This is a genomic window from Nesterenkonia sp. DZ6 (assembly GCF_022565835.1).
Lineage (GTDB): Bacteria > Actinomycetota > Actinomycetes > Actinomycetales > Micrococcaceae > Nesterenkonia.
Window position 1 is genome coordinate 342,031 of sequence record NZ_JAJOYW010000001.1, and the last position, 21,501, is coordinate 363,531.

General features: G+C 68.6%; 17 protein-coding genes. 6 read left to right on the top strand and 11 right to left on the bottom strand.

All coding sequences use genetic code 11. The features are described 5' to 3' along the window. The first annotated feature begins 2 nt into the window (after positions 1-2). Both LTH93_RS01570 and pgl read left to right on the top strand, forming a co-directional pair. Positions 3-965, top strand: coding sequence for a glucose-6-phosphate dehydrogenase assembly protein OpcA (locus LTH93_RS01570; protein WP_241469767.1), 963 nt, complete (start codon positions 3-5; stop codon positions 963-965). Positions 966-1,037: 72 nt separating this feature from the next. Next, positions 1,038-1,856, top strand: coding sequence for a 6-phosphogluconolactonase (gene pgl / locus LTH93_RS01575; RefSeq protein WP_241469769.1), 819 nt, complete (start codon positions 1,038-1,040; stop codon positions 1,854-1,856). Between the two features lie 136 nt (positions 1,857-1,992). Here the strand turns inward: pgl and secG are convergent, their stop codons facing one another. The 11 genes from secG to uvrA all read right to left on the bottom strand — a co-directional run bounded on the left by secG (position 1,993) and on the right by uvrA (position 15,578). Next, positions 1,993-2,244, bottom strand: a complete 252-nt coding sequence (gene secG, locus LTH93_RS01580; protein ID WP_241464494.1) for a preprotein translocase subunit SecG — start codon at positions 2,242-2,244, stop codon at positions 1,993-1,995. 70 nt (positions 2,245-2,314) lie between these two features. Continuing rightward, positions 2,315-3,139: a triose-phosphate isomerase gene (gene tpiA / locus LTH93_RS01585; protein WP_241469771.1), complete on the bottom strand. Its 825-nt coding sequence runs from the start codon at positions 3,137-3,139 to the stop codon at positions 2,315-2,317. A gap of 65 nt (positions 3,140-3,204) precedes the next feature. Next, the gene (locus tag LTH93_RS01590; protein WP_241469779.1) at positions 3,205-4,431 is read right to left on the bottom strand and encodes a phosphoglycerate kinase; all 1,227 of its coding nucleotides are present in this window, start codon (positions 4,429-4,431) and stop codon (positions 3,205-3,207) included. A 206-nt stretch (positions 4,432-4,637) separates the two neighbouring features. Then, a complete protein-coding gene (gene gap, locus LTH93_RS01595; protein WP_241469782.1) occupies positions 4,638-5,642 on the bottom strand; it encodes a type I glyceraldehyde-3-phosphate dehydrogenase in 1,005 nt (334 codons plus the stop codon). Positions 5,643-5,961: 319 nt separating this feature from the next. Beyond that, positions 5,962-6,585, bottom strand: coding sequence for a superoxide dismutase (locus LTH93_RS01600; RefSeq protein ID WP_241464490.1), 624 nt, complete (start codon positions 6,583-6,585; stop codon positions 5,962-5,964). A 146-nt stretch (positions 6,586-6,731) separates the two neighbouring features. Continuing rightward, positions 6,732-7,712: a DNA-binding protein WhiA gene (gene whiA / locus LTH93_RS01605; protein WP_241464489.1), complete on the bottom strand. Its 981-nt coding sequence runs from the start codon at positions 7,710-7,712 to the stop codon at positions 6,732-6,734. Positions 7,713-7,871: 159 nt separating this feature from the next. Then, positions 7,872-8,882, bottom strand: coding sequence for a gluconeogenesis factor YvcK family protein (locus LTH93_RS01610; RefSeq protein ID WP_241469784.1), 1,011 nt, complete (start codon positions 8,880-8,882; stop codon positions 7,872-7,874). Positions 8,883-8,884: 2 nt separating this feature from the next. Further along, positions 8,885-9,778, bottom strand: a complete 894-nt coding sequence (rapZ, locus tag LTH93_RS01615; protein ID WP_241469786.1) for an RNase adapter RapZ — start codon at positions 9,776-9,778, stop codon at positions 8,885-8,887. Between the two features lie 69 nt (positions 9,779-9,847). Further along, positions 9,848-11,893: an excinuclease ABC subunit UvrC gene (gene uvrC, locus LTH93_RS01620; RefSeq protein WP_241469788.1), complete on the bottom strand. Its 2,046-nt coding sequence runs from the start codon at positions 11,891-11,893 to the stop codon at positions 9,848-9,850. Then, positions 11,886-12,596: a lysophospholipid acyltransferase family protein gene (locus LTH93_RS01625; RefSeq protein WP_370642623.1), complete on the bottom strand. Its 711-nt coding sequence runs from the start codon at positions 12,594-12,596 to the stop codon at positions 11,886-11,888. Before LTH93_RS01625 ends, uvrC begins: the two co-directional genes overlap by 8 nt. Before the next feature lie 78 nt (positions 12,597-12,674). Next, complete coding sequence (gene uvrA, locus LTH93_RS01630; protein ID WP_241470347.1) at positions 12,675-15,578, bottom strand: excinuclease ABC subunit UvrA; 2,904 nt, start codon at positions 15,576-15,578, stop codon at positions 12,675-12,677. 321 nt (positions 15,579-15,899) lie between these two features. On the opposite strand from uvrA, the gene LTH93_RS01635 reads away from it, so the two are divergent. From LTH93_RS01635 to LTH93_RS01650, 4 genes are read left to right on the top strand one after another with little or no spacing between them, the layout of a single operon-like run. Next, positions 15,900-16,748 (top strand): HAD hydrolase-like protein, encoded by an 849-nt coding sequence (locus LTH93_RS01635; RefSeq protein WP_241469790.1) that lies wholly within the window; start codon positions 15,900-15,902, stop codon positions 16,746-16,748. A gap of 5 nt (positions 16,749-16,753) precedes the next feature. Continuing rightward, complete coding sequence (locus tag LTH93_RS01640; protein WP_241464484.1) at positions 16,754-17,446, top strand: MBL fold metallo-hydrolase; 693 nt, start codon at positions 16,754-16,756, stop codon at positions 17,444-17,446. After that, the gene (locus LTH93_RS01645) at positions 17,425-20,103 is read left to right on the top strand and encodes a DEAD/DEAH box helicase (protein ID WP_370642624.1); all 2,679 of its coding nucleotides are present in this window, start codon (positions 17,425-17,427) and stop codon (positions 20,101-20,103) included. The genes LTH93_RS01640 and LTH93_RS01645 overlap by 22 nt, the downstream gene beginning before the upstream one ends. Continuing rightward, positions 20,100-21,479, top strand: coding sequence for an alpha/beta fold hydrolase (locus tag LTH93_RS01650; RefSeq protein ID WP_241469793.1), 1,380 nt, complete (start codon positions 20,100-20,102; stop codon positions 21,477-21,479). The genes LTH93_RS01645 and LTH93_RS01650 overlap by 4 nt, the downstream gene beginning before the upstream one ends. Positions 21,480-21,501 lie beyond the last annotated feature (22 nt).

Genomic DNA, 21,501 nt, shown 5'->3' on the forward strand with positions numbered 1-21,501 from the left:
CCGTGATCGTCGACATCGAGAACACCACCACCTCCAAGGTCTCCAAGAAGCTGCGCGAGCTGCGCGAGGACGGCGGCGTCGTCGCCCTGACCCGGGTGCTGACCCTGGTCATCCTCACCTCGAAGGACAATGCCGAGCCCGCCATCGCGGCGGCGAACCTGGCCTCCCGGGAGCATCCCTGCCGGATCATCGTGCTGGCCTCCGGGCAGGTCGCGGATGAGACCCGGCTGGATGCGCAGATCCGGGTCGGCGGTGACGCAGGCGCCTCCGAGGTGATCGTGCTGGAAGCCTCCGGCGAGCTCGCCGAGCAGACCGAGGCGATGGTCTCGGCGCTGCTGCTGCCCGACGCCCCGATCGTGGCCTGGTGGGCCGATGAGCTGCCGGAGAACGTCGGATCCACCCCGATCGGGCGGATCGCGCACCGCCGGATCACCGATTCGGCGATGGACCCGCGCCCGCTGGAGGCGCTGCAGCGCATCTCCGCGCACTACACCGCGGGTGACACCGATCTGGCCTGGACCCGGCTGACACACTGGCGGATCCAGCTGGCCAGCATCCTGGACACTCTGGACCCCGCGGAGCTCACCGGCGTGACCGTGGAGGCCGCCGCGGACCTGCCCAGCGCGGCGCTGCTCGCGGCCTGGCTGCAGCAGGCGCTGCGGATCCCGGTCAGCCTGGTCTCCACGGCGCAACCGGTCGAGTCCGAGCTGCCGCTGACCCTGACCGCGGTCACCTTCCACCGCCCCAGCGGGGACGTGAGCCTCTCGAGGCCGCGCGGCGAGGAGATCGCCGAGCTGCGCTCCGCCGACGGACTCGTCCAAGGCGTGCCGCTGCCGGTGCGCACCCTTCAGGTGTGCCTGGCCGAGGAGCTGCGCCGGCTGGATTCCGATGAGGTCTACGGCGAGGTGCTCACCCGGGCGCTGCCGGCCACCGATCTCTCCGGCGCCTCCCCTGGATTCAACTGAGCTGCTGCGCTGTACTGACCGACATACTAGGCTCGTGGCATCAGTGACGATGCCGCGGAAGGATGCACTCCCATGACAGATTCCCCTCAGGCCGCTTCATCCCAGGCGGCGCTGGCTGCCCCGCGCACCGAGGTCTACGCCGAGAAGGACCAGCTGGTCACGGTGGTCGCCGAGCGGCTGCTCGCGGTCCTGGTCGACGCCGCACGCCACCACGGTGACGCCCATGCGGTGCTCACCGGCGGCAGCGCCGGCGTCGCCGTCCTGGCTCAGGTGGCACAGCTGGTCGCGACGCCGGGCACCGAGACTCCGCCCTGGCACAAGGTGCACTTCTGGTGGGGCGACGAGCGCCTGCTGCCCAGCGATGACCCCGAGCGCAACGCCGTGCAGGCCCACGAGGCGCTGCTCGAGGTTCTGATCGAGAAGCACGGGCTTCCCGAGGGCAACATCCACCCCATGGCCACCTCCGAAGACGCCGCAGAACCCTTCATCGGCGCGGAGATGTACGCCTCCGAGCTGCAGGGCCACAGCGCCGAGGGCGGACGCTCCGGCCTGGCGCTCCCCCGCTTCGACGTGCTGCTGCTCGGCGTCGGCCCCGACGGTCACGTCGCCAGCCTCTTCCCGGGCAAGGCCTCGCTGCACGTCACCGAACAGGTGACCACCAGTGAGGATGAGTCCCCGAAGCCCCCGCTGCAGCGGATCACGCTGACCTTCCCGGCGATCCATACCGCCGAGCGGGTCTGGATGGTCGTGGCCGGCGCGGACAAGGCCGAGGCCGCCGCGAAGGCGCTCACCCCGGGCACCGAGGTCACCGAGATCCCCGCGGTCAACGCCCGCGGTGCTCGGGAGACCATCTGGCACCTGGATCAGGCTGCCGCCAGCACGCTCCGCTGACCCCTCCTCCCGGGTAGTTGAGTTCTCCGGCTACTACGTAACCGCCGGAGAACTCAACCACACGGGAGGGGTGGGCATGAGAAAAGCCCAGGTCGACCGTGGTGGTCGAGCTGGGCTTTTCTCCTGTACGGAAGCGTCAGATGTCGGCGCCCATCGGGACGATGAGTCCCAGGGCGACGATGATCAGGCCCCAGGTCACCGCCAGGGTGATGGTCAGCCGGTTCAGGTTGCGCTCTGCCACGCCGGAGGACCCCAGGGATGAGGTCACGCCGCCGCCGAACATGTCAGACATGCCTCCTCCGCGGCCTTTATGCAGGAGGATGAGCAGGATCAGCAGCAGGCTGATCACGGCGAGGATGACCTGAAGTGTGATGGTCAGTGCAGACACAGCGACCTTTCGTGATGGAACGTGGGCGAATCAGCTACCAGGATAGCCCGGAACGGGCTCAACCCTGGCCTCAGCCCTGCGCGCCGGTGTCGATGTGCTTCTCGAAGGAGGCGATCTTGCTGAACTCGTCGGTGTCCAGGCTCGCGCCGCCGACCAGGGCGCCGTCCACGTCTGCTCCGGCGAGGATCGAGGCGACGTTCTTGGACTTCACCGAACCGCCGTAGAGCACCCGGACGGTGTCTGCGAACCCTTCGAAGTACAGCTCGGCGAGCTTCGCGCGGATCGCGGCGGACATCTCCTGCGCGTCCTCGGGCCCGGCGACCTTGCCGGTGCCGATGGCCCAGACGGGCTCGTAGGCGACGACGAGCTCGCTGAGCTCCTCGGCGCTGCGGCCGGCCACCGCACCTTCGAGCTGGGCCAGGGTGTGAGCCACGTGGTTCCCGGCCTCGCGGACCTCAAGGCCCTCGCCGACGCAGAGCACCGGAGCAAGTCCGTGGCGCAGCGCGGCGCTGAGCTTGGCGTTGAGCTGCTCATCGGTCTCGCCGTGGACCTCGCGGCGCTCGGAGTGCCCGATGAGCACCTGGGAGCAGCCCAGCTTCTTCAGGAAGGCCCCGGAGATGTCCCCGGTGTAGGCGCCGGAGTCCTGGTCGGAGACGTCCTGGGCGCCGTAGTCGATGCCCAGCTTGTCCCCGGTGACCAGGGTCTGCACGCCGCGCAGATCGGTGAACGGCGGGAACACCGAGACCTGCACGCGGTCGTAGTCGTGGCCGGCGTCGTTGAGGGTCCAGGCGAGCTTCTGGACCAGCGCGATCGCCTCCATGTGGTCGATGTTCATCTTCCAGTTGCCGGCGATCAGCGGGCGACGCACGAAGGCGCCATTCTTCTGAGTAGTCATGGAGAGGGATTCCCTTTCAACGGTGATGAGATCAGCAGGTCAGACGGAGCAGCAGGAGCGCGAGCTCAGCCTTCGAGCGCGTCGATGCCAGGCAGCGCCTTGCCTTCGAGGTATTCCAGGCTGGCGCCGCCGCCGGTGGAGATGTGCCCGAAGCTGTCCTCGTCGAAGCCCAGCGCGCGCACGGCGGCCGCCGAGTCGCCGCCGCCGACCACGGTGAACGCCTCGGTGGTGGTCAGCGCCTCGGCCACGGCGGCGGTGCCCTTGGCGAAGGCCTCCATCTCGAACACGCCCATGGGCCCGTTCCAGAAGACCGTCTTGGCCTGGGCGATCTCGGCGGCGAACGCCTTCGACGTGTCGGGCCCGATGTCCAGGCCGAGCGCCTCGGCGCCGTGCTTGCCGGATTCCAGCGCGTCGGCCGGGAGCACCTCGACCTCGGCGTCGGCGGCGAAGGCCGAGGCCATCACGATGTCGGTGGGCAGCACGATCCGGCAGTCCTGCCGCTCGGCGGCCTCCAGGAAGCCCTTGACGGTGTCGAGCTTGTCGTCCTCGACCAGGGACTTGCCGATGCCGTGGCCCTGGGCCTTGAGGAAGGTGAAGACCATGCCGCCGCCCACCAGGAGCGTGTCGGCGCGGCTCATCAGGTTCTCGATCACGGCGAGCTTGTCGGAGACCTTGGAGCCGCCCAGGACCACCGTGTAGGGGCGCTGCGGGGTCTCGGTGAGCCGCTGCAGCACCAGCAGCTCGTCGCGGACCAGGTCGCCCTGGTAGGCGGGCAGCTTCGCGGTGATGTCGGCCACCGAGGCGTGCCGGCGGTGCACCGCGCCGAAGGCGTCGTTGACGTAGGCGCCGTCGGTGCCGGTCAGGGCGGCGAGCTCGGCGGCGAGGCCGGCCCGCTCGGCGTCGTCCTTGGAGGTCTCGCGCGCATCGAAGCGGACGTTCTCCAGCAGCAGGATCTGACCCGGTTCGACCGCGGCGGCCTGCTCCTGGGCGCTGGGGCCGACGAGGTCATCGGCGCGCAGCACGGTGACCTCGGTGAGCTCGGACATCCGGGCGGCCACCGGGGCGAGGGAGTACTTCGGCTCGGGCTCACCCTTGGGGCGTCCCAGGTGGGCGGTGACCAGCACCCGGGCGCCGGCGGCGGCGAGCTTCTCCAGCACCGGCAGCGAGGCGCGGATCCGGCCGTCGTCGGTGACGACACCTTCTTTGAGCGGCACGTTGAGGTCGGAGCGGACGAGCACGCGGCGGCCGTTCAGGCCTTCGGAGAGCAGGGCGTCAAGGGTGGCTGCAGTCATGGGATCAGGGTACCAATCGCTGGAAGGGAGAAACAGGGAGGCGGCGGGCGCCGGAATCGGCGAGAAGAAGAAGACGACGACGGCGCGCTCACCGCACACAGACGCGCCGCACGCAGATGCCTCGCACACCGACACGCCGCACGGCAGAGGCCCCGGTCTCGACGAGGATTCGTCGAGCCGGGGCCCATGCGATCAGGCGAGCTGGATCAGCGGCCGACGTGCGCGGTCATGTCCACCAGGCGGGCGGAGTAGCCGTACTCGTTGTCGTACCAGCCGAAGACCTTGACGGTCTTGCCGATGACCTTGGTCAGCGGTGCGTCGAAGATCGTGGAGTGCGGATCGCCGACGATGTCGGAGGAGACCAGCGGATCCTCGCTGTAGTGCAGGATGCCCTTGAGCGGGCCCTCGGCGGCCTTCTTGAAGGCGGCGTTGACGTCTTCAGCCGTCACGCCCTCCTTTTCGATGGCGATGGTGAGGTCGGTGCCCGACCCGGTGATGACCGGGACGCGGAGGGCGTAGCCGTCGAGCTTGCCGTCCACCTCGGGGATGACCAGACCGATGGCGGCGGCCGCACCGGTGGAGGTGGGGACCATGTTCACGGCGGCGGCGCGTGCACGGCGGGGATCCTTGTGCGGGGCGTCGTGCAGGCGCTGGTCACCGGTGTAGGCGTGGACCGTGGTCATCAGGCCCTCGACGAGACCGAACTCGTCGTTGAGCACCTTGACCAGCGGAGCCAGGCAGTTGGTGGTGCAGGAGGCGTTGGAGACCACGGTGTGGTTCTGAGAGTCATAGGTGTCCTCGTTGATGCCCATGACCAGGGTCGCATCGACGCCCTTGCCCGGTGCCGAGAGGACGACCTTCTTGGCGCCGGCATCGAGGTGCTTGCTGGCGGACTCCTTGGTGGTGAAGAAGCCGGTGCACTCGAGCACGACGTCGACGCCGAGATCGGCCCAGGGCAGGTTCGCCGGGTCCTTGTCGGAGAGGATCTTGATCCGGCGGTCACCGGCGACGAGGGTGTCACCGTCGAGGGAGACATCGGCCGGGAAGCGACCCATGACGGAGTCGTACTTGGTCAGGTTCACCAGCTGGGCGGGGTCGGTGAGATCGTTGATCGCCACGAGCTCGAGGTCGGTGCGGCCGGTGTTCTCCAGCACGCGCAGCACGGTGCGTCCGATACGTCCAAAACCATTGATCGCGATTTTTGTCGCCATGAGGTTCCTCTCTTGACAGTGGGACCGCAGTTCCTGCGGGCCTTGGGGCCGTTCTTGCAGAGGCAGACCTGGAGCTTCTCACTCCGGACGAAAAAGCCCTTAGACACACGTTGGGGATCAGCAGCTCGACCGTAGTCGAACCGCTGACCCCCAACAACATCGTTGTTCATCAGGCTGTCTGCAGAACGTGATTTTCAGTTTTCTCGTAGATCATTCAACCATGTCGGCATGGCTGGCCCCAACATCCTGGGGCCGGTTCTGCCTGGGAGGACGGTCACACCGTCCGTGCCGGACAGTCACACCGTCGGTGCCGAACGGATCAGGGAGTGAGCAGCTTCGAGGCGCCCGAGCGGGCGGCCTCCAGACGTGCGGCGACGTCGCTCCAGTTGATGATGTTCCAGAAGGCCTTCACGTAGTCGGGCTTGACGTTCTGGTAGTCCAGGTAGAAGGCGTGCTCCCACATGTCGAGCATCAGCAGCGGGATGGTGCCCACGGGCACGCCGTTCTGCTGGTCGTAGAACTGCTCGATGACGATGTTGCCGCCGATGGGCTCGTAGGCGAGGATCGCCCAGCCGGAGCCCTGGATGGTCAGCGCGGCGGAGGTGAACTGGGCCTGGAAAGCCTCGAAGGAGCCGAAGTACTCGTCGATGGCTGCTGCCAGCTCGCCCTCGGGGCGCTCCTGGCCCTCTGGGGAGAGGTTCTTCCAGAAGATCGAGTGGTTGGTGTGCCCGCCGAGGTTGAACTGCAGGTCCTTGAGAAGCTTCGGAGTCGTGGCGTAGTCGCCCTTCTCGCGGGCTTCGGCCAGCTTCTCCAGCGCGGTGTTGGCGCCGGTGACGTAGGTCTGGTGGTGCTTGGAGTGGTGCAGCTCCATGATGCGGGCCGAGATGTGCGGCTCCAGCGCGGAGTAGTCGTAGTCCAATTCAGGAAGTGTGAAGTCAGTCAAAATGTCCTCCTAGACACGGGGGTTCGTCGAGGCCAGCTGCACCTCGGCTCGGTCCTCATCCTATGCCGTGGGCGCATCACCAGAAAGGGGGATGACGCCCATGACCTGAAGTGTTCACCACTGGAGTAACTGCGGTGAGCTGGGCCTCAGCCTTCGAGCATGTCCGGGGTGACGCTGGACTCGGTGCCCGGGATCTTCAGCTCAGAGGCCTTCTTGTCCGCCATGGCCAGCAGCCGGCGGATGCGTCCGGCGATGGCGTCCTTGGTCATCGGCGGGTCCGCGAGCCGGCCCAGCTCGTCCAGGGAGGCCTGCTTGTGCGCCAGCCGCAGCTCTCCGGCGTATTTGAGGTGGTGCGGGGCCTCGTCGCCGAGGATCTCCAGGGCGCGCTGCACCCGGGCGCCGGCGGCGACGGCGGCCTGGGCCGAGCGGCGCAGGTTGGCGTCGTCGAAGTTCGCCAGCCGGTTGGCGGTGGCGCGGACCTCTTTGCGCATCCGGCGCTCCTCCCAGACCAGCAGGGTCTGGTGGGCGCCCATGAGGGTGAGCAGCTTGGCGATGGAGTCGCCGTCGCGGATCACCACCCGGTCCACGTTGCGCACCTCGCGGGCCTTGGCCGGGATGCCGAGTCGGCGGGCGGAGCCCACCAGGGCCAGGGCGGCCTCGGGGCCGGGGCAGGTGACCTCCAGGGAGGAGGAGCGGCCGGGCTCGGTGAGCGAGCCGTGGGCCAGGAAGGCGCCGCGCCAGGCGGAGACGGCGTCGGCCATGGAGCCGTTGACGACGACGGAGGGCAGGCCGCGCACGGGGCGGCCGCGGGCGTCGAGCAGGCCGGTCTGCCGGGCCAGCGCCTCGCCGTCGCGGACCACGCGCACCACATAGCGGGAGCCGCGCTTGAGCCCGTTGCCGGAGACCACGATGACCTCGGGGTTGTGCCCGTAGACCTCGGTGACGGTGGTCTTGAGCCGCCGCGCGGTGGCGGCATGGTCCAGCTCGGCCTCGATCACGATCCGACCAGAGATGATGTGCAGTCCCCCGGCGAAGCGGAGCATGGCCGAAACCTCGGCCTTCCGCTCGGATGTCGTCTTGACGTGCTGGCGGGAAAGCTCTTCTTTGACCGACTCGGTCAGCGCCATATGTGTTGTCCTCTGGTCTTCGTCTGATGCAGATCGGTCATCGTACCCAATGCCTCTGAGCGGGAATCCGCTCAGAGCCACCCTTGCTCAATTCACAGGCGCTCCCGCTCGGTCCACGGTCGCTCGGTCCACAGTCGCTCGGTCCACGGGCGCTCCGGCTCAGTCGCCGAAGACCTCGCTGAAGGCGATGGCCAGCCGCAGCGGGTCATGCACATCCGGCTGACCCGCCTTGGCGACGTCGTGATACCTCACCTCCGCACCGAGCAGCTCCGCTGCTTCGGCGAACTCCTCGCGCTCCTGGAGGGGAACCGACGTGGGGTCCGCGATGATGCGGTGCACGCGCAGCCCGGGGGCGTAGTGATGAAGAACTCGCAGATGTTCTGCGGGACTCATGCCGGCGGTCTCGTCGGTGTGAGGTGTGAGGTTCATCACGATACACCGCCGGGCCTCGGTCTCATAGAGAGCGTCCCGGAGCTCCGGCAGCAGCAGATGCGGCAGCACCGAGGTGTACCAGGAGCCAGGACCTAACACTACCCAATCACTGAGCTCGATGGCGGTGAGCGCCTCGGCGCAGGCCGAGGCCTCGGCCGGGTGCAGCTGGACATCGCGCAGCCGGCCCAGGCTGCCCGCCGTCGCCAGCGCCACCTGGGAGGAGAGCCGATCGCCGTTGTTGAACGGCGGCTCGGACCCGGATTCGCCCTCCATGGGTTCCACCACCCCGGACATGGTCAGCGGCTGCCGGGACATCGGCAGCACCTGGCCGCGGGCTCCGAGCAGGGTCCCGGCCCACCGCAGGCCCTCCACGGAGTCGCCGATGAGCTCCCAGAGCGCGACGATGAGCAGGTTGCCCATCGCGTGGTCGTCGAGGCTGCCGGTGACGCCCTCGCGGGAGCGGAACCGGTGCTGCATGACCTGGGCCCAGGTGCGGCCCCATTCGGTGTCGTCGCACAGCGCGGCCAGCGCCATCCGGAGGTCCCCGGGGGGCAGCACGTCCATGTCTTCGCGGAGCCGGCCGGAGGAGCCGCCGTCGTCGGCCACGGTGACGATGGCGGTGAGGTGCTCAGCGGCGATGACGCGCAGCGCCGAGAGCGTGGCGGAGAGCCCGTGGCCTCCGCCGAGGGCGGAGACGCGGAAGGAGCCGCGCGGCTGCGGCTGGGCGATCTGGCTCACCCCTACTCACGTCCCAGATCACGGTGGATGGTGTTCACCGTGACGTTGGGCAGCTGGTCCAGCCGGCGGGCGAGCTCCTCGGAGACCGCGACCGAGCGGTGCTTGCCGCCGGTGCAGCCCACCGCGATGTTGGCGTAGTGCTTGTTCTCCCGCCGGTAGCCCTCGATGACCGGGCGCAGCGATTCGACGTAGTTGGCCAGGAAGTCGCCGGTGCCCTCGTTGCCCAGCACGTACTCGCTGACCTTCGAGTCCAGGCCGGTGAAGGCGCGCAGCTCGGGCACCCAGTGCGGGTTGGGGATGAAGCGCATGTCGGCGATGAAGTTGGCGTCGGCGGGGACCCCGTATTTGAAGCCGAAGCTCATCACGTTGAGCCGGAGCTGGACCGGGCCGTCCTCGTTGAAGATCTCGGTGATCTCCCGGGCCAGGCCGTGGACGTTGAGGTCGGTGGTGTCGAGCACGATCTCGGCGGCGGACTTGACGTCCTTGAGCAGGTCACGCTCGGCGGTGATGCCGTCGAGGATCCGCCCGGAGCCCTGCAGCGGGTGCGGGCGGCGGCCCTGTTCGAAGCGGCGGACCAGCAGCGCGTCGGAGGAGTCCAGGAAGAGCATCCGGTAGGTCACGCCGGTGGCCTTGAGCTGCTCCAGGGCGCCGAGCATGTCGGAGAACAGCGCGCGGGTGCGCACGTCGATGACCACGGCGAGCTTCTCCATGGATCCGGGGTGCCGGGAGATGATGTCGATCATGGTGGTGATGAGCTCCGGCGGGAGCCCCTCGACCACATACCAGCCGAGATCCTCCAGGGCGTGGGCGGCCGTGGTTCGGCCGGCACCGGACATGCCGGTGACGATCAACAGTTCGTTCTCGGGAGGCTTCACCGGGGTCAGACCAACATCCATGCTGAAGAGCCTATCTGGCTGGCACGAATCGGGTGAAGCCCCGGTTCAGGCCACTGTTGAGGCCCTGCGTCAGGCCGGGTCATTCGCCGGTGCGGGGGTCTCGGCGGTGAGGTGGTCGAGGATCTTCTGCGCGGTGTCGCGGCCCAGCCCGGGGACCTCGATGATCTCCTCCAGGCTGGCCTTCTTCAGGTTCGCGACGGAGCCGAAGTGCGCGACGACGGCGGCGCGGCGGCTCGGCCCCAGGCCCGGCACCTCATCCAGCGCAGAGGCGGTCATCGCCTTGGACCGCTTGGAGCGGTGGTAGGCGATGGCGAACCGGTGGGCCTCGTCGCGGATCCGCTGGAGCATGTAGAGCGCCTCGGAGGAGCGCGGCAGCACCAGCGGGAAGTCGTCCCCGGGCAGCCAGACCTCTTCGAGCCGCTTGGCCAGCCCGACGACGGGCAGGTCGGTGATCCCGAGGTCATCGAGTGCCTGCCGGGCCACGTTGACCTGCGGCTGGCCGCCGTCGACCACGACCAGGCTGGGCGGGTAGGCGAAGCGTTCGGCCTCGCGCTCGACCACCGTGGAGTCCCTGGCCTCGGCGGCTTCAGCCGGCTCCCCCGCCGCAGCATCAGAAGCCACGGATTCCGGTGTCACAGGATCCGCTGGCACAGGCTCCGCGAACTCGGCCACCGGCACCGCGGCGTCGGACTGGGCCTGGTCCTTCAGATGTCGGGCGAAGCGGCGGGTGATCACGTCGTACATCGCGGAGGTGTCGTCGCGGGCGGCGTCGCCCTTGATCGAGAAGCGCCGGTAGTCGCGCTTCTTCGCGAGCCCGTCCTCGAGCACCACCATCGAGGCGACCACGTTGGTGCCGGAGGTGTGCGAGATGTCGAAGCATTCGATGCGCAGCAGCGGCTCGGCGGCGCCGAGCGCCTCCTGCAGGTCGCGCAGCGCGGCGGAGCGGGTGGTGATGTCGGAGTTGCGCCGGGCCTTGTGCAGGGCCAGCGCCTGGGAGGCGTTCTCCTGCACGGTGCCCAGCAGGGCGGCCTTGTCGCCGCGCTGGGGCACGCGCAGGCTGATCTGCGCCTTACCCTCGCCCGAGTCGCTGCGCAGCTGGCGCAGCCAGGCGGTCATCTCCTCGGCATTGTCCGGCAGGGCGGGGACCAGCACCTCGGGCGGGATCCGTTCGGTGTCGGCCATGGAGCCGTAGACCTGCATCAGCAGCTGCTCGACCATGGCGCCGGCGTCGGTCTCCTCGACCTTCTCCACGACCCAGCCGCGCTGACCGCGGATCCGGCCCTGCCGGACGTGGAAGACCTGGGCGGCGGCTTCGAGCTCGTCCTCGGCGAAGGCGAAGATGTCGGCCTCGGTGTCCTCCGAGAGCACCACGGAGTTTCGTTCGAAGACCCGACGGATGGCCTCGAGGTCGTCGCGGTGCCTCCCGGCGTCCTCGTAGCGCAGCTCGGCCACGGCGGCCTTCATCTCGTTGGTGATCCGGCGGACCTGCGGGCCGGGGCGCCCGGCCATCACCTCGCAGAACTCCTCGGCGAGCCTGCGGTGGTCTTCTTCGCTGATCTCCCCCACGCAGGGCGCGGCGCACTTGCCGATGTAGCCCAGCAGGCAGGGCCGGCCGGAGGCCTTGGCGCGCTTGAAGACCCCGGCGGAGCAGCTGCGCACCGGGAAGACCCGCAGCATGGTGTCCACGGTCTCGCGGATCGCCTTGGCCGGGTAGAAGGGTCCGAAGTACTTCACCCCGGGCTTCTTGTCCCCGCGCATCACCTGGACCCGCGGGTACTTCTCGTTCATGGTGACCGCGAGGTAGGGGTAGGACTTGTCGTCGCGGTACATGATGTTGAACCGCGGGGTGTGCTGCTTGATCCAGGTGTATTCGAGCTGGATCGCCTCGAGCTCGGAGCCGACCACGGTCCACTCCACGCTGGAGGCGGCATGCACCATGGCGTAGGTCTTCGGGTGCAGGGTGGCGACCCGGGCGAAGTAGGAGTTCAGCCGCGCGCGCAGGTTCTTGGCCTTGCCCACGTAGACCACCCGGCCGTGCGGGTCGATGAAGCGGTAGACCCCGGGGTTGGTGGGGATCTCCCCGGTGCGAGGTCGGTAGGAGGTGGGGTCAGCCATCGGCCTCGGCGGGCGGCGCGTTGTAGCTGGCTACCCGCTCCTGGCCGCTGAGCGCGGCGATGGCGTCCATGATCTGCTCGGTGGCCGCCCGGCGGGCCGGCAGCGGGTGCTTCTTGCCCAGCTGCGGGAACTGCAGCGGCTCCCCCACGTGCATCTCGAACTTGCGCGGTCGGACCATCCGCGAGTCCGGCTTCTGCAGCGCCTCGGTGCCGCGCAGCCCGACCGGGATCACGGGCAGCCCGGTGGCGACGGCGAGCCAGCCGACCCCGTTCTTGCCGCGGTAGAGCCGGCCGTCGCGGCTGCGGGTGCCCTCGGGGTAGATCCCGACGCCGTGGCCCGCCTGCGCGATGGCGCCCAGTTCGAAGAGCGCCTCGACGGAGGCGGACTGGCGCTGGCGCTCCACCGGGACCGAGCCGACGGATTCGAAGAACAGCTTCATCGCGCGGCCCTTGACCCCGGTCTGATTGAAGTACTCGGCCTTGGCGAAGAAGCTCACGGTGCGAGGGAAGAGCGCCTGGATCAGCACCGAGTCCAGGAAGGAGAGGTGGTTGGAGGCGACGATGAACCCGCCCTCGGCGGGGGTGTTCTCCAGCCCGGTGATGATGGGCCGGCAGGACAGCTTCACGGCGATCTCGAAGGTCTTGCGGACCGCATCATTGGTGGCGACGCGCTCAGACTCCTGCGCCTCGGGGGTGGTGCTCACCTGGTGCCTCCGCTTACTCGCTGATCAGCGACGTAGTCCTGCTGTGTGACGTGGGTGCCGCTCTGTGAACTGGCCCACTCACTTTAGCAGTGCGGCAAGGAATGCGCCCGTGTGGGATCCTGTCTTCTCTGCCGTGGCGGCGACCTTCTCCGGAGTGCCCTGCGCGACGACGAGCCCGCCGCCGCTGCCCCCTTCGGGGCCGAGGTCGATGACCCAGTCGGAGGACTTGATCACATCGAGGTTGTGCTCGATGGTGATCACGCTGTTGCCCTTCTCCACCAGCCCCTGCAGGACCTGCAGGAGTTTGCGGATGTCTTCGAAGTGCAGCCCGGTGGTGGGCTCGTCCAGCACGTAGACGCTGCGCCCGTTGGAGCGTCGCTGCAGCTCCGAGGCGAGCTTCACCCGCTGGGCCTCGCCGCCGGAGAGCGTGGTGGCGGACTGGCCGAGCCTCACGTAGCCGAGGCCCACTTCGACCAGGGTGTTGAGGTGCCGGGCGATCGGGGCGAAGGCGGCGAAGAACTCCGCGGCCTGCTCGATCGGCATGTCGAGCACCTCGGCGATGTTCTTGTTCTTGTACTTCACCTCGAGGGTCTCGCGGTTGTACCGGGCGCCGTGGCAGACCTCGCAGGGCACGTAGACGTCGGGCAGGAAGTTCATCTCGATCTTCAGCGTGCCGTCGCCGGAGCAGGACTCGCAGCGTCCGCCCTTGATGTTGAAGGAGAACCGGCCGGGCTGGTAGCCGCGGGTCTTGGACTCCGGCGCCTGGGCGAAGAGTTTGCGGACGTGGTCGAAGACCCCGGTGTAGGTGGCCGGGTTGGAGCGCGGGGTGCGCCCGATCGGTGACTGGTCCACGTGGATCACCTTGTCCAGGTGATCGTCGATCCCGTCGATCCGGCGGTGCCGGCCGGGGACCTGCTTGGCGCCGTTGAGCTTGTTCGCCAGCGACTTGTAGAGGATCTCGTTGATCAGCGTGGACTTGCCGGAGCCGGAGACGCCGGTGACGGAGAGGAAGATCCCGAGCGGGATCTCCACGGAGACCTTGTCCAGGTTGTTCTCCTGGGCCTCGATGACCTTGAGCATCCGGGTCTTGTCCACCGGGCGGCGCTGCGCCGGGATCGGGATGCTGCGCCGGCCGGAGAGGTAGTCCCCGGTGATCGAGTGGGTGTTGTCGCGCAGCCCCTGCACGGAGCCGGAGTGCACGATCTCGCCGCCGCGCTCACCGGCGCCGGGTCCGATGTCCACGATCCAGTCGGCCTCGGCGATGGTGTCCTCGTCGTGTTCGACCACGATCAGGGTGTTGCCGAGGTCGCGCAGCCGGGTGAGGGTCTGGATCAGCCGGGCGTTGTCGCGCTGGTGCAGCCCGATGGAGGGCTCGTCCAGGACGTAGAGCACCCCGACCAGGCCGGAGCCGATCTGGGTGGCGAGCCGGATCCGCTGGGCCTCGCCGCCGGAGAGCGTGCCGGCGGCGCGCTCCAGGTTCAGGTAGCTCAGGCCCACGTCGAGCAGGAAGTTCAGCCGGGCCAGGATCTCTTTGAGCACCTGGTCGGCGATGGTGGCGTCGCGGGCGGAGAGCTTCACGGTGGAGAAGAACTCGGCGCACTTGTCCAGCGGGAGCCGGGCGATCTCGGCGATCGAGGCGCCCTGCACGGTGACCGCGAGCGCGGCGGGGTTCAGCCGCTGACCGTTGCAGGCCGGGCAGGGGATCTGGCGCATGTACTGCGCGTAGCGGTCCCGGGCGTTGTCGGACTCCACCTCGAGGTGCTTGCGCGAGATGTAGGAGAGCGCGCCTTCGAACCCGGTGGAGTAGGTGCGTTCGCGGCCGAAGCGGTTGCGGTACTGCACGACGACCTTGTGGTTGCGGCCGTGCAGCAGCGCCTTCTGCACCTTCTTGGGCAGGTCCTTCCAGGGGGTGCGCACCGAGAAGTCCAGCTCATTGGAGAGCGCGGTGATCAGCCGGAGCCAGTAGTCCTTGGAGGCCTTGCCCAGGGCCCAGGGGGCGATGGCGCCGCCCTCGAGCGAGAGGGTGTCATCGGGGATGACCAGGTCGATGTCCACCTCGAGGCTGGAGCCGATGCCGGAGCAGACCTCGCAGGCGCCGAAGGGGTTGTTGAAGGAGAAGGAGCGCGGCTCGATCTCGTCCAGAGCCAGCGGGTGCTCGTTCGGGCAGGCCAGGTTCTCGGAGAAGGGCCGCTGCTTGGGGCCGGTGAGACCTTCGGGGACTTTTTCATTGGTGGGTTCGCCGTCCTCGTCGAGGTCGACCAGGTCGATGACCAGGCGCCCGTCGGCGAGCTTCAGCGCGGTCTCCACCGAGTCGGTGAGCCGCTGGCGCATGCCTTCGCGGATGACGAGCCGGTCGATGATCACTTCGATCTGGTGCTTATAGGTCTTCTCCAGCGTGGGCGGTTCGCTGAGCTGGATGATCTCGCCGTCGACGATGGCGCGCGAGAAGCCTTCGGAGGCGAGGTCGCGGAAGAGGTCCTTGAACTCACCCTTGCGACCGCGGACCACCGGGGCCAGGACCTGGAAGCGGGTCTTCTCGGGGAAGCCGAGGACCTGGTCGACGATCTGCTGCGGGGTCTGGCGTTCGATCTTCTCGCCGCAGGTGGGGCAGTGCGGGATCCCGATCCGGGCCCAGAGCAGGCGCAGGTAGTCGTGGATCTCGGTGACCGTGCCCACGGTGGAGCGGGGGTTCTTGGAGGTGGACTTCTGGTCGATGGAGACCGCCGGGGAGAGGCCTTCGATGAAGTCGATGTCGGGCTTGTCCACCCGGCCGAGGAACTGCCGGGCGTAGGCGGAGAGCGACTCGACGTAGCGGCGCTGGCCCTCGGCGAAGATGGTGTCGAAGGCGAGCGAGGATTTGCCGGAGCCGGAGAGGCCGGTGAACACGATGAACGAGTTGCGCGGCAGCTCGACGGTGACGTCTTTGAGGTTGTGCTCGCGCGCACCCTGGACCACGATCCGGTCGGCTTCGGCATGACCGATCGTCCCGTTGGTGGCGGATTTTCGTCGCGCACCCTCGGCGTAGTAATCGTCCACGGATTCGATGATGGCTGTTTCGGCTGCTCGCTCTGACACGTGATTCAGTGTAGAACCCCTGACCCGTTCGAACAAACGTTCGAAGCCAGGGCGGGGTGGGGGCGGTCCGCCCGTTCGGGACCGGGCGCTCCCTGCGTCGAAAGGCGGATTCTCCGCGCATCTGACCCGGCTTTCGGGCCCAAGTGCTCGGAGATTCGGCCGCTCAGCGCGGGGTGGCATTCATCACCCCGACGACGACGCCACGTCGGTCCATGTCAGAATGGCGCCGTGATCTCTGACTCCCCCGCCGCCCCTGCCACCGCCCGCCCCACCGTTGACTCCCCCGTCGACGTTGCTGACACCTCCGACATCCGGGTGGTGCTCTTCGACCTCGACGGCACCCTGGTCGATCCGGCCGGGGCGATCACCCTCGGCGTCGTCCATGCATTGGGCGTGCACGGGATCGAGATCCCCGATCAGGAGGTGCTGGACTCGTTCGTCGGTCCGCCGCTGGCCACTTCGCTGGCCAGCCTGCCCGGCGTCACCGAGGCGCTGATCCCGTCGATCGTGGAGGAGTACCGGCAGCGCTACCTCGCCGAGGGCATGCAGGCGAGCCGGGTCTACCCGGGGATCGAGGAGCTGCTGCGCACACTCAACGCCGCCGGTGTGGTCTGCGCGGTGGCGACCTCGAAGCCCACCGGACTGGCCGAGCGGCTGCTGAGCATCCAGGGCATTCGCGAGCACTTCGCCGCGGTGCAGGGTTCCCCCGAGGACGAGTCCGTCCCGCACGACGGCAAGGGCCCCATCCTCGGCGCCGCGCTGGAAGCGATCGGCCTGGACCCCGCCGCGGGCCCGCTCAGTGAGACGGCCCCCGACGCCAGGGTGATCATGGTCGGTGACCGGATCTTCGACGTGGACGGCGCCGCAGCCCACGGCCTGCGCTGCATCGGCGTCCGCTGGGGCTACGCCCCCGCCGGAGAGCTGGAAGAAGCCGGGGCGTACCCGATCGTGAGCACCACGGAGCGTCTCGAAGATGCGCTGATCTCGGCCGGGATCCTGAGCCCGGCCAAGCAGCTGGCCTATGCGCCGGGCGACGTCCGCTTCGTGACTCCGCGAGGTCGCCAGACCTTAGACTGAGCCCCATGGCCTCTGACAGTTCTCTGCTCTACGATCTCCCTGCGATCACGCTTCGCCGCATCTCGGTCTCCGAGATGAACAACAACGTGTATCTGCTCACCGCGAAGAAGTCCGGGGTCCAGGTGCTCATCGATGCCGCCGACGACGCCGGGGCCATCCGCGGTCTGCTCGCTGAAGCCGCCCAGGACACGCCCTGCCCGCTGGAGCTGACCGCGGTGCTCACCACGCACTCGCACTGGGATCACATCCGCGCCCTCGAAGAGCTGCTCAACGCCCCGGGGGCCGGAGCTGCAGCAACCTCCGGCCCGGAGTCCGCGGCCGGCGCCGAGGACGCGCCCGCCATCGAGGCCGAGAAGAACGTCACCATCGACCGGCGGCTCAGCCACGGCGAGGTGCTCTCCTACGACGGCGTCGACCTGAACGTGATCCACCTGCGCGGCCACACCCCCGGGTCCATGGCCTTCGTCTACCGGGTCGAAGACGGCCCCACCCACATCTTCACCGGGGACTCGCTCTTCCCCGGCGGCGTCGGGAAGACCTGGTCGGCCGAAGACTTCGCCACGCTGCTCGACGACGTCGAGGCCCGGCTCTTCGCCGACTACGAGGACGACACGATCATCCACCCCGGCCACGGCGACCCCACGACGTTGGGCGCCGAACGCGCCCAGCTCCCCGCATGGCGGGAACGCGGCTGGTGAGCGCCGTGACCGCCGCCAAGCGGCTGCACAAGCTGGAAACCTCCGCCGAAGGCGAAGGCCCCGCCGGACCGGAGGAGCTCTACGCGGCCTTCGAAGCCTGGACCCAGACCCAGGGGCTCACCCTCTACCCCGCCCAGCAGGACGCCATCCTGGAGCTGGCCGACGGCCAGCACGTCATCATGGCCACCCCCACCGGCTCAGGCAAGTCCCTGGTCGCGACCGCGGCGCACTTCTTCGCGCTCTCCCGCGGCGAGCGCAGCGTCTACACCGCCCCGATCAAGGCGCTTGTCTCGGAGAAGTTCTTCTCCCTGGTGGAGATCTTCGGCGCCGAGAACGTCGGGATGGTCACCGGTGACTCCTCGGTCAACGCGGGCGCCCCGATCGTGTGCTGCACCGCGGAGATCCTCGCCAATGAGGCGCTGCGCGACGGCCGCGACGCCAACGTCGGCCCGGTCATCATGGACGAGTTCCACTTCTACGCCGATCCGCAGCGCGGCTGGGCCTGGCAGGTCCCGCTGCTGGAGCTCACCGGTCGCGCGGAACCCGGCACCCCGGGCCACGGCGCCGCCGGCAGCCGGGCGCAGTTCCTGCTGATGTCCGCCACCCTGGGCGACACCTCCCGGTTCGAGGCTCGGCTCAGTGCAGGGACCGGGCGCGACGTCGTCACGGTCTCCAGCGCCGAACGTCCGGTGCCGCTGAGCTATGAGTACTCCACCACCGCGCTGCAGACCAAGCTCGAGGAGCTGGTCACCACGCACCAGGCCCCGGTCTACGTGGTGCACTTCTCGCAGCGGGAGGCGGCCGAGCGCGCCGTCGGCCTGGCCTCGCTCAACGTGGTCTCCAAGGGTGAGCGTGAGGCGATCCGGGTGAAGCTGGAGACCTTCCGCTTCGCCAAGGGGTTCGGCAAGACGCTGAACCGGCTGCTCCGCGCCGGAATCGGGGTCCACCACGCCGGCATGCTGCCCAAATACCGCCGGCTGGTCGAGCAGCTGGCCCAGCAGGGGCTGCTGAAGGTCATCTGCGGCACCGACACCCTCGGGGTCGGGATCAACGTGCCGATCCGCACGGTGCTGCTGACCGCGCTGAGCAAATACGACGGCACCCGCACCCGGCAGCTCAACGCGCGGGAGTTCCATCAGATCGCCGGGCGCGCCGGCCGGGCCGGCTTCGACACCCACGGCACCGTGGTGGTCCAGGCGCCGGAGCACGTGATCGAGAACAACGCCTCGATCGAGAAGGCCCGCGCCAAGCACGGCGATGATGAGAAGAAGGTCTCCCAGGCGATCCGCTCGGCCGGGAAGAAGAAGCCCCGCGACGGGTTCGTCTCCTGGAGCGACAAGACCTTCGAGCGGATCATCACCGCCACCCCGGAGCCGATGGTCTCGCGGATGAAGGTCAGCTACTCGATGGTGCTGCACCTGCTGGAGCGGCCCGAGGACCCGATCCGGGCGATGCGCCGGATGATCCTCGCCGCCGATGAGACCCCGGCCCGGAAGGCCCAGCTGCAGCGGCAGGGGCTGCAGATCCTGCGCGAGCTGCTCACCGCCGGGGTGCTGGAGCGCCTGGAACGTCCCGATGAGGACGGCCGCACCGTGGACCTGACCCTGGACCTGCAGGACAACTTCGCGCTGAACCAGCCGCTGGCGCCCTTCGCGGTGGCCGCGGTGGAGCTGCTCGACACCGAGTCCGAGTCCTATGCCCACGATGTGATCAGCGTGATCGAGTCCATCCTGGAGACCCCGCACCAGATCACCGGCGCCCAGGTGAAGCAGCTGAAGTCGGAGAAGATCGGCGAGCTCAAGGCCGATGGCGTGGAGTATGTGGACCGGATGCGGATCCTCGACGAGCTCACCCACCCGCAGCCGCTCGCCGAGCTGCTGACCCAGCAGTTCGAGATCTACCGCACCGGCGCACCCTGGGTCTCCGACTATGCGCTGCAGCCGAAATCGGTGGTCCGCGACATGCTCGAGCGGGCCTTCGACTTCACCACGATGGTGAATCACTACCAGATCGCCCGCTCCGAGGGAGTGCTGCTGCGCTACCTCAGCGACGCCTATAAGGCGCTGAAGCAGACGGTCCCGGAGAACCGGCTCACCGAGGAGCTCGAAGACCTGCTCGCCTGGCTCGGCGAAGTGGTCAGACAGACCGACAGCTCGTTGCTGGAGGAATGGGAACGGCTGCAGGCCGGCGATGACCCGGAGAAGCTGGCCGAGCTCGCCGCCATGGAGGCCGACATCTCCGCGCTGGATCACCCGGACCGGGTCACCTCCAATGCGCGGGCCTTCAAGGTCATGGTGCGCAATGCCCTGTTCCTGCGCGCAGAGCTCTTCGCCCAGGAGAAGGAGGCGAAGCTCGCCGAGCTCGATGCCGAGCACGGCTGGGACAAGGACCGCTGGGGTCAGGCGCTGGACGCCTACTTCAACATCTACGAGGACCTCTACACCGATGCCCAGTCCCGCGGGCCCAGCCTCGTGCGGATCGACGTCTCCCCGAAGGACACCCCGGACCCGGAGCGCCGCTACTGGCGGGCCGTGCAGGTCCTGGACGATCCGGACTCCCACCACGACTGGGGCATCCACGCCTGGATCGACCTCACCGCCTCTGATGAGACCGGGGCCCCCGTGGTGATCATGGACCGGGTCGGCGAACTGGGATGATCAGGGCTGGGATCAGCGCCGCCGGTTCAGGAACACCTGAGGCCAGTACCGCAGGGGCGACGTCCACGCTGATTGACGGCACCCAGATCACCGATCACTGGCTCGATGTGCCGTTAGACCACCAAGCGCCGCTGGAGCACCGGGCGCCCGGGGCTGAGCGGATCCGGATCTACGCCCGGGAGTTCATCGCCGCGGAGGCCTCCGCGCAGGGCCGGGAACATGTGGAGTCACTCCCCTGGCTGCTGTTCCTGCAGGGCGGCCCCGGCGGGAAGGGCACCCGGCCGGCCAAGCTCGGCGGCTGGATGTCCGAGGCCGGAGCCAAGTTCCGGATCCTGATGCTGGATCAACGCGGCACCGGACTCTCCGCCCCGCTCACCCGGCACTCCCTCGCCGCCCGGGGCGACGCCGCCGCCCAGGCTGCCCATATGCGCCATTTCCGTGCCGATTCGATCGTGAAGGACGCCGAGGCGTTCCGGCGGGCGCTGGGGCTGACGTCCTGGAGCGTGCTGGGTCAGAGCTTCGGCGGATTCACCACGCTGAGCTATCTCTCCTTCGCTCACGCTTCCCTGGACCGGGCGCTGATCACCGGCGGCCTGGCGCCGCTCACGGGTCACGCGGACCGGGTCTACCGGGCCACCTACGCCAAGATGCGGGCGCGGAACTATGAGCACTTCGACCGGTTCCCCCAAGACCGCGAAATCCTGGACGCGGTCTTCGCTCACCTGCGCACCCACCAGGTGCAGCTGCTCGACGGGTCCGCGCTGACCCCTGCCCGGTTCCAGCTGGTCGGGATGCTGCTGGGCGGCAATGCCCGCGCCGATTCGCTGCACTACCTGCTCGAAGAAGCGTTCACCGGGCCTGAGCAGACCGAGCTCTCAGACACCTTCCTCGCAGCGGTGGGCCAGCAGCTCTCCTTCGCCGCGAACCCGATGTACGCGGTGATGCATGAATCCATCTACGGCCAGCCCGCCAAGGTCACCGACGGACGCGCCGCGACCGGCTGGGCGGCCCAGCGGGTGGGGGCCAAGTTCCCGGAGTTCGACGCGGAGGGCGCCTCTCCCCTGCTGCTGGGTGAGATGATCCTGCGCGAACACCTGCTCCTGGACCCGACGCTCAAGGACCTGGTGGAGGCGGCGGACCTGCTCGCCGCCGTCGAGGACTGGGAGCCGCTCTACGACCTGGCCCAGCTGCGCCGCAACCGGGTGCCCACCGCCGCGGCGCTCTACACCGATGACGTGTATGTGGCGCGGGAGCTCTCCTGGGAGACTGCGGACCTCGTCGGCGGGATCAGCGTGTGGGAGACCTCCGAGTTCCACCATGACGGGCTGGGCGACGACGGCGCCCGGGTCTTCGAGGAGCTGCTGAAGCGCACCTGACTCTGGCTCGGCTGAACTGGAG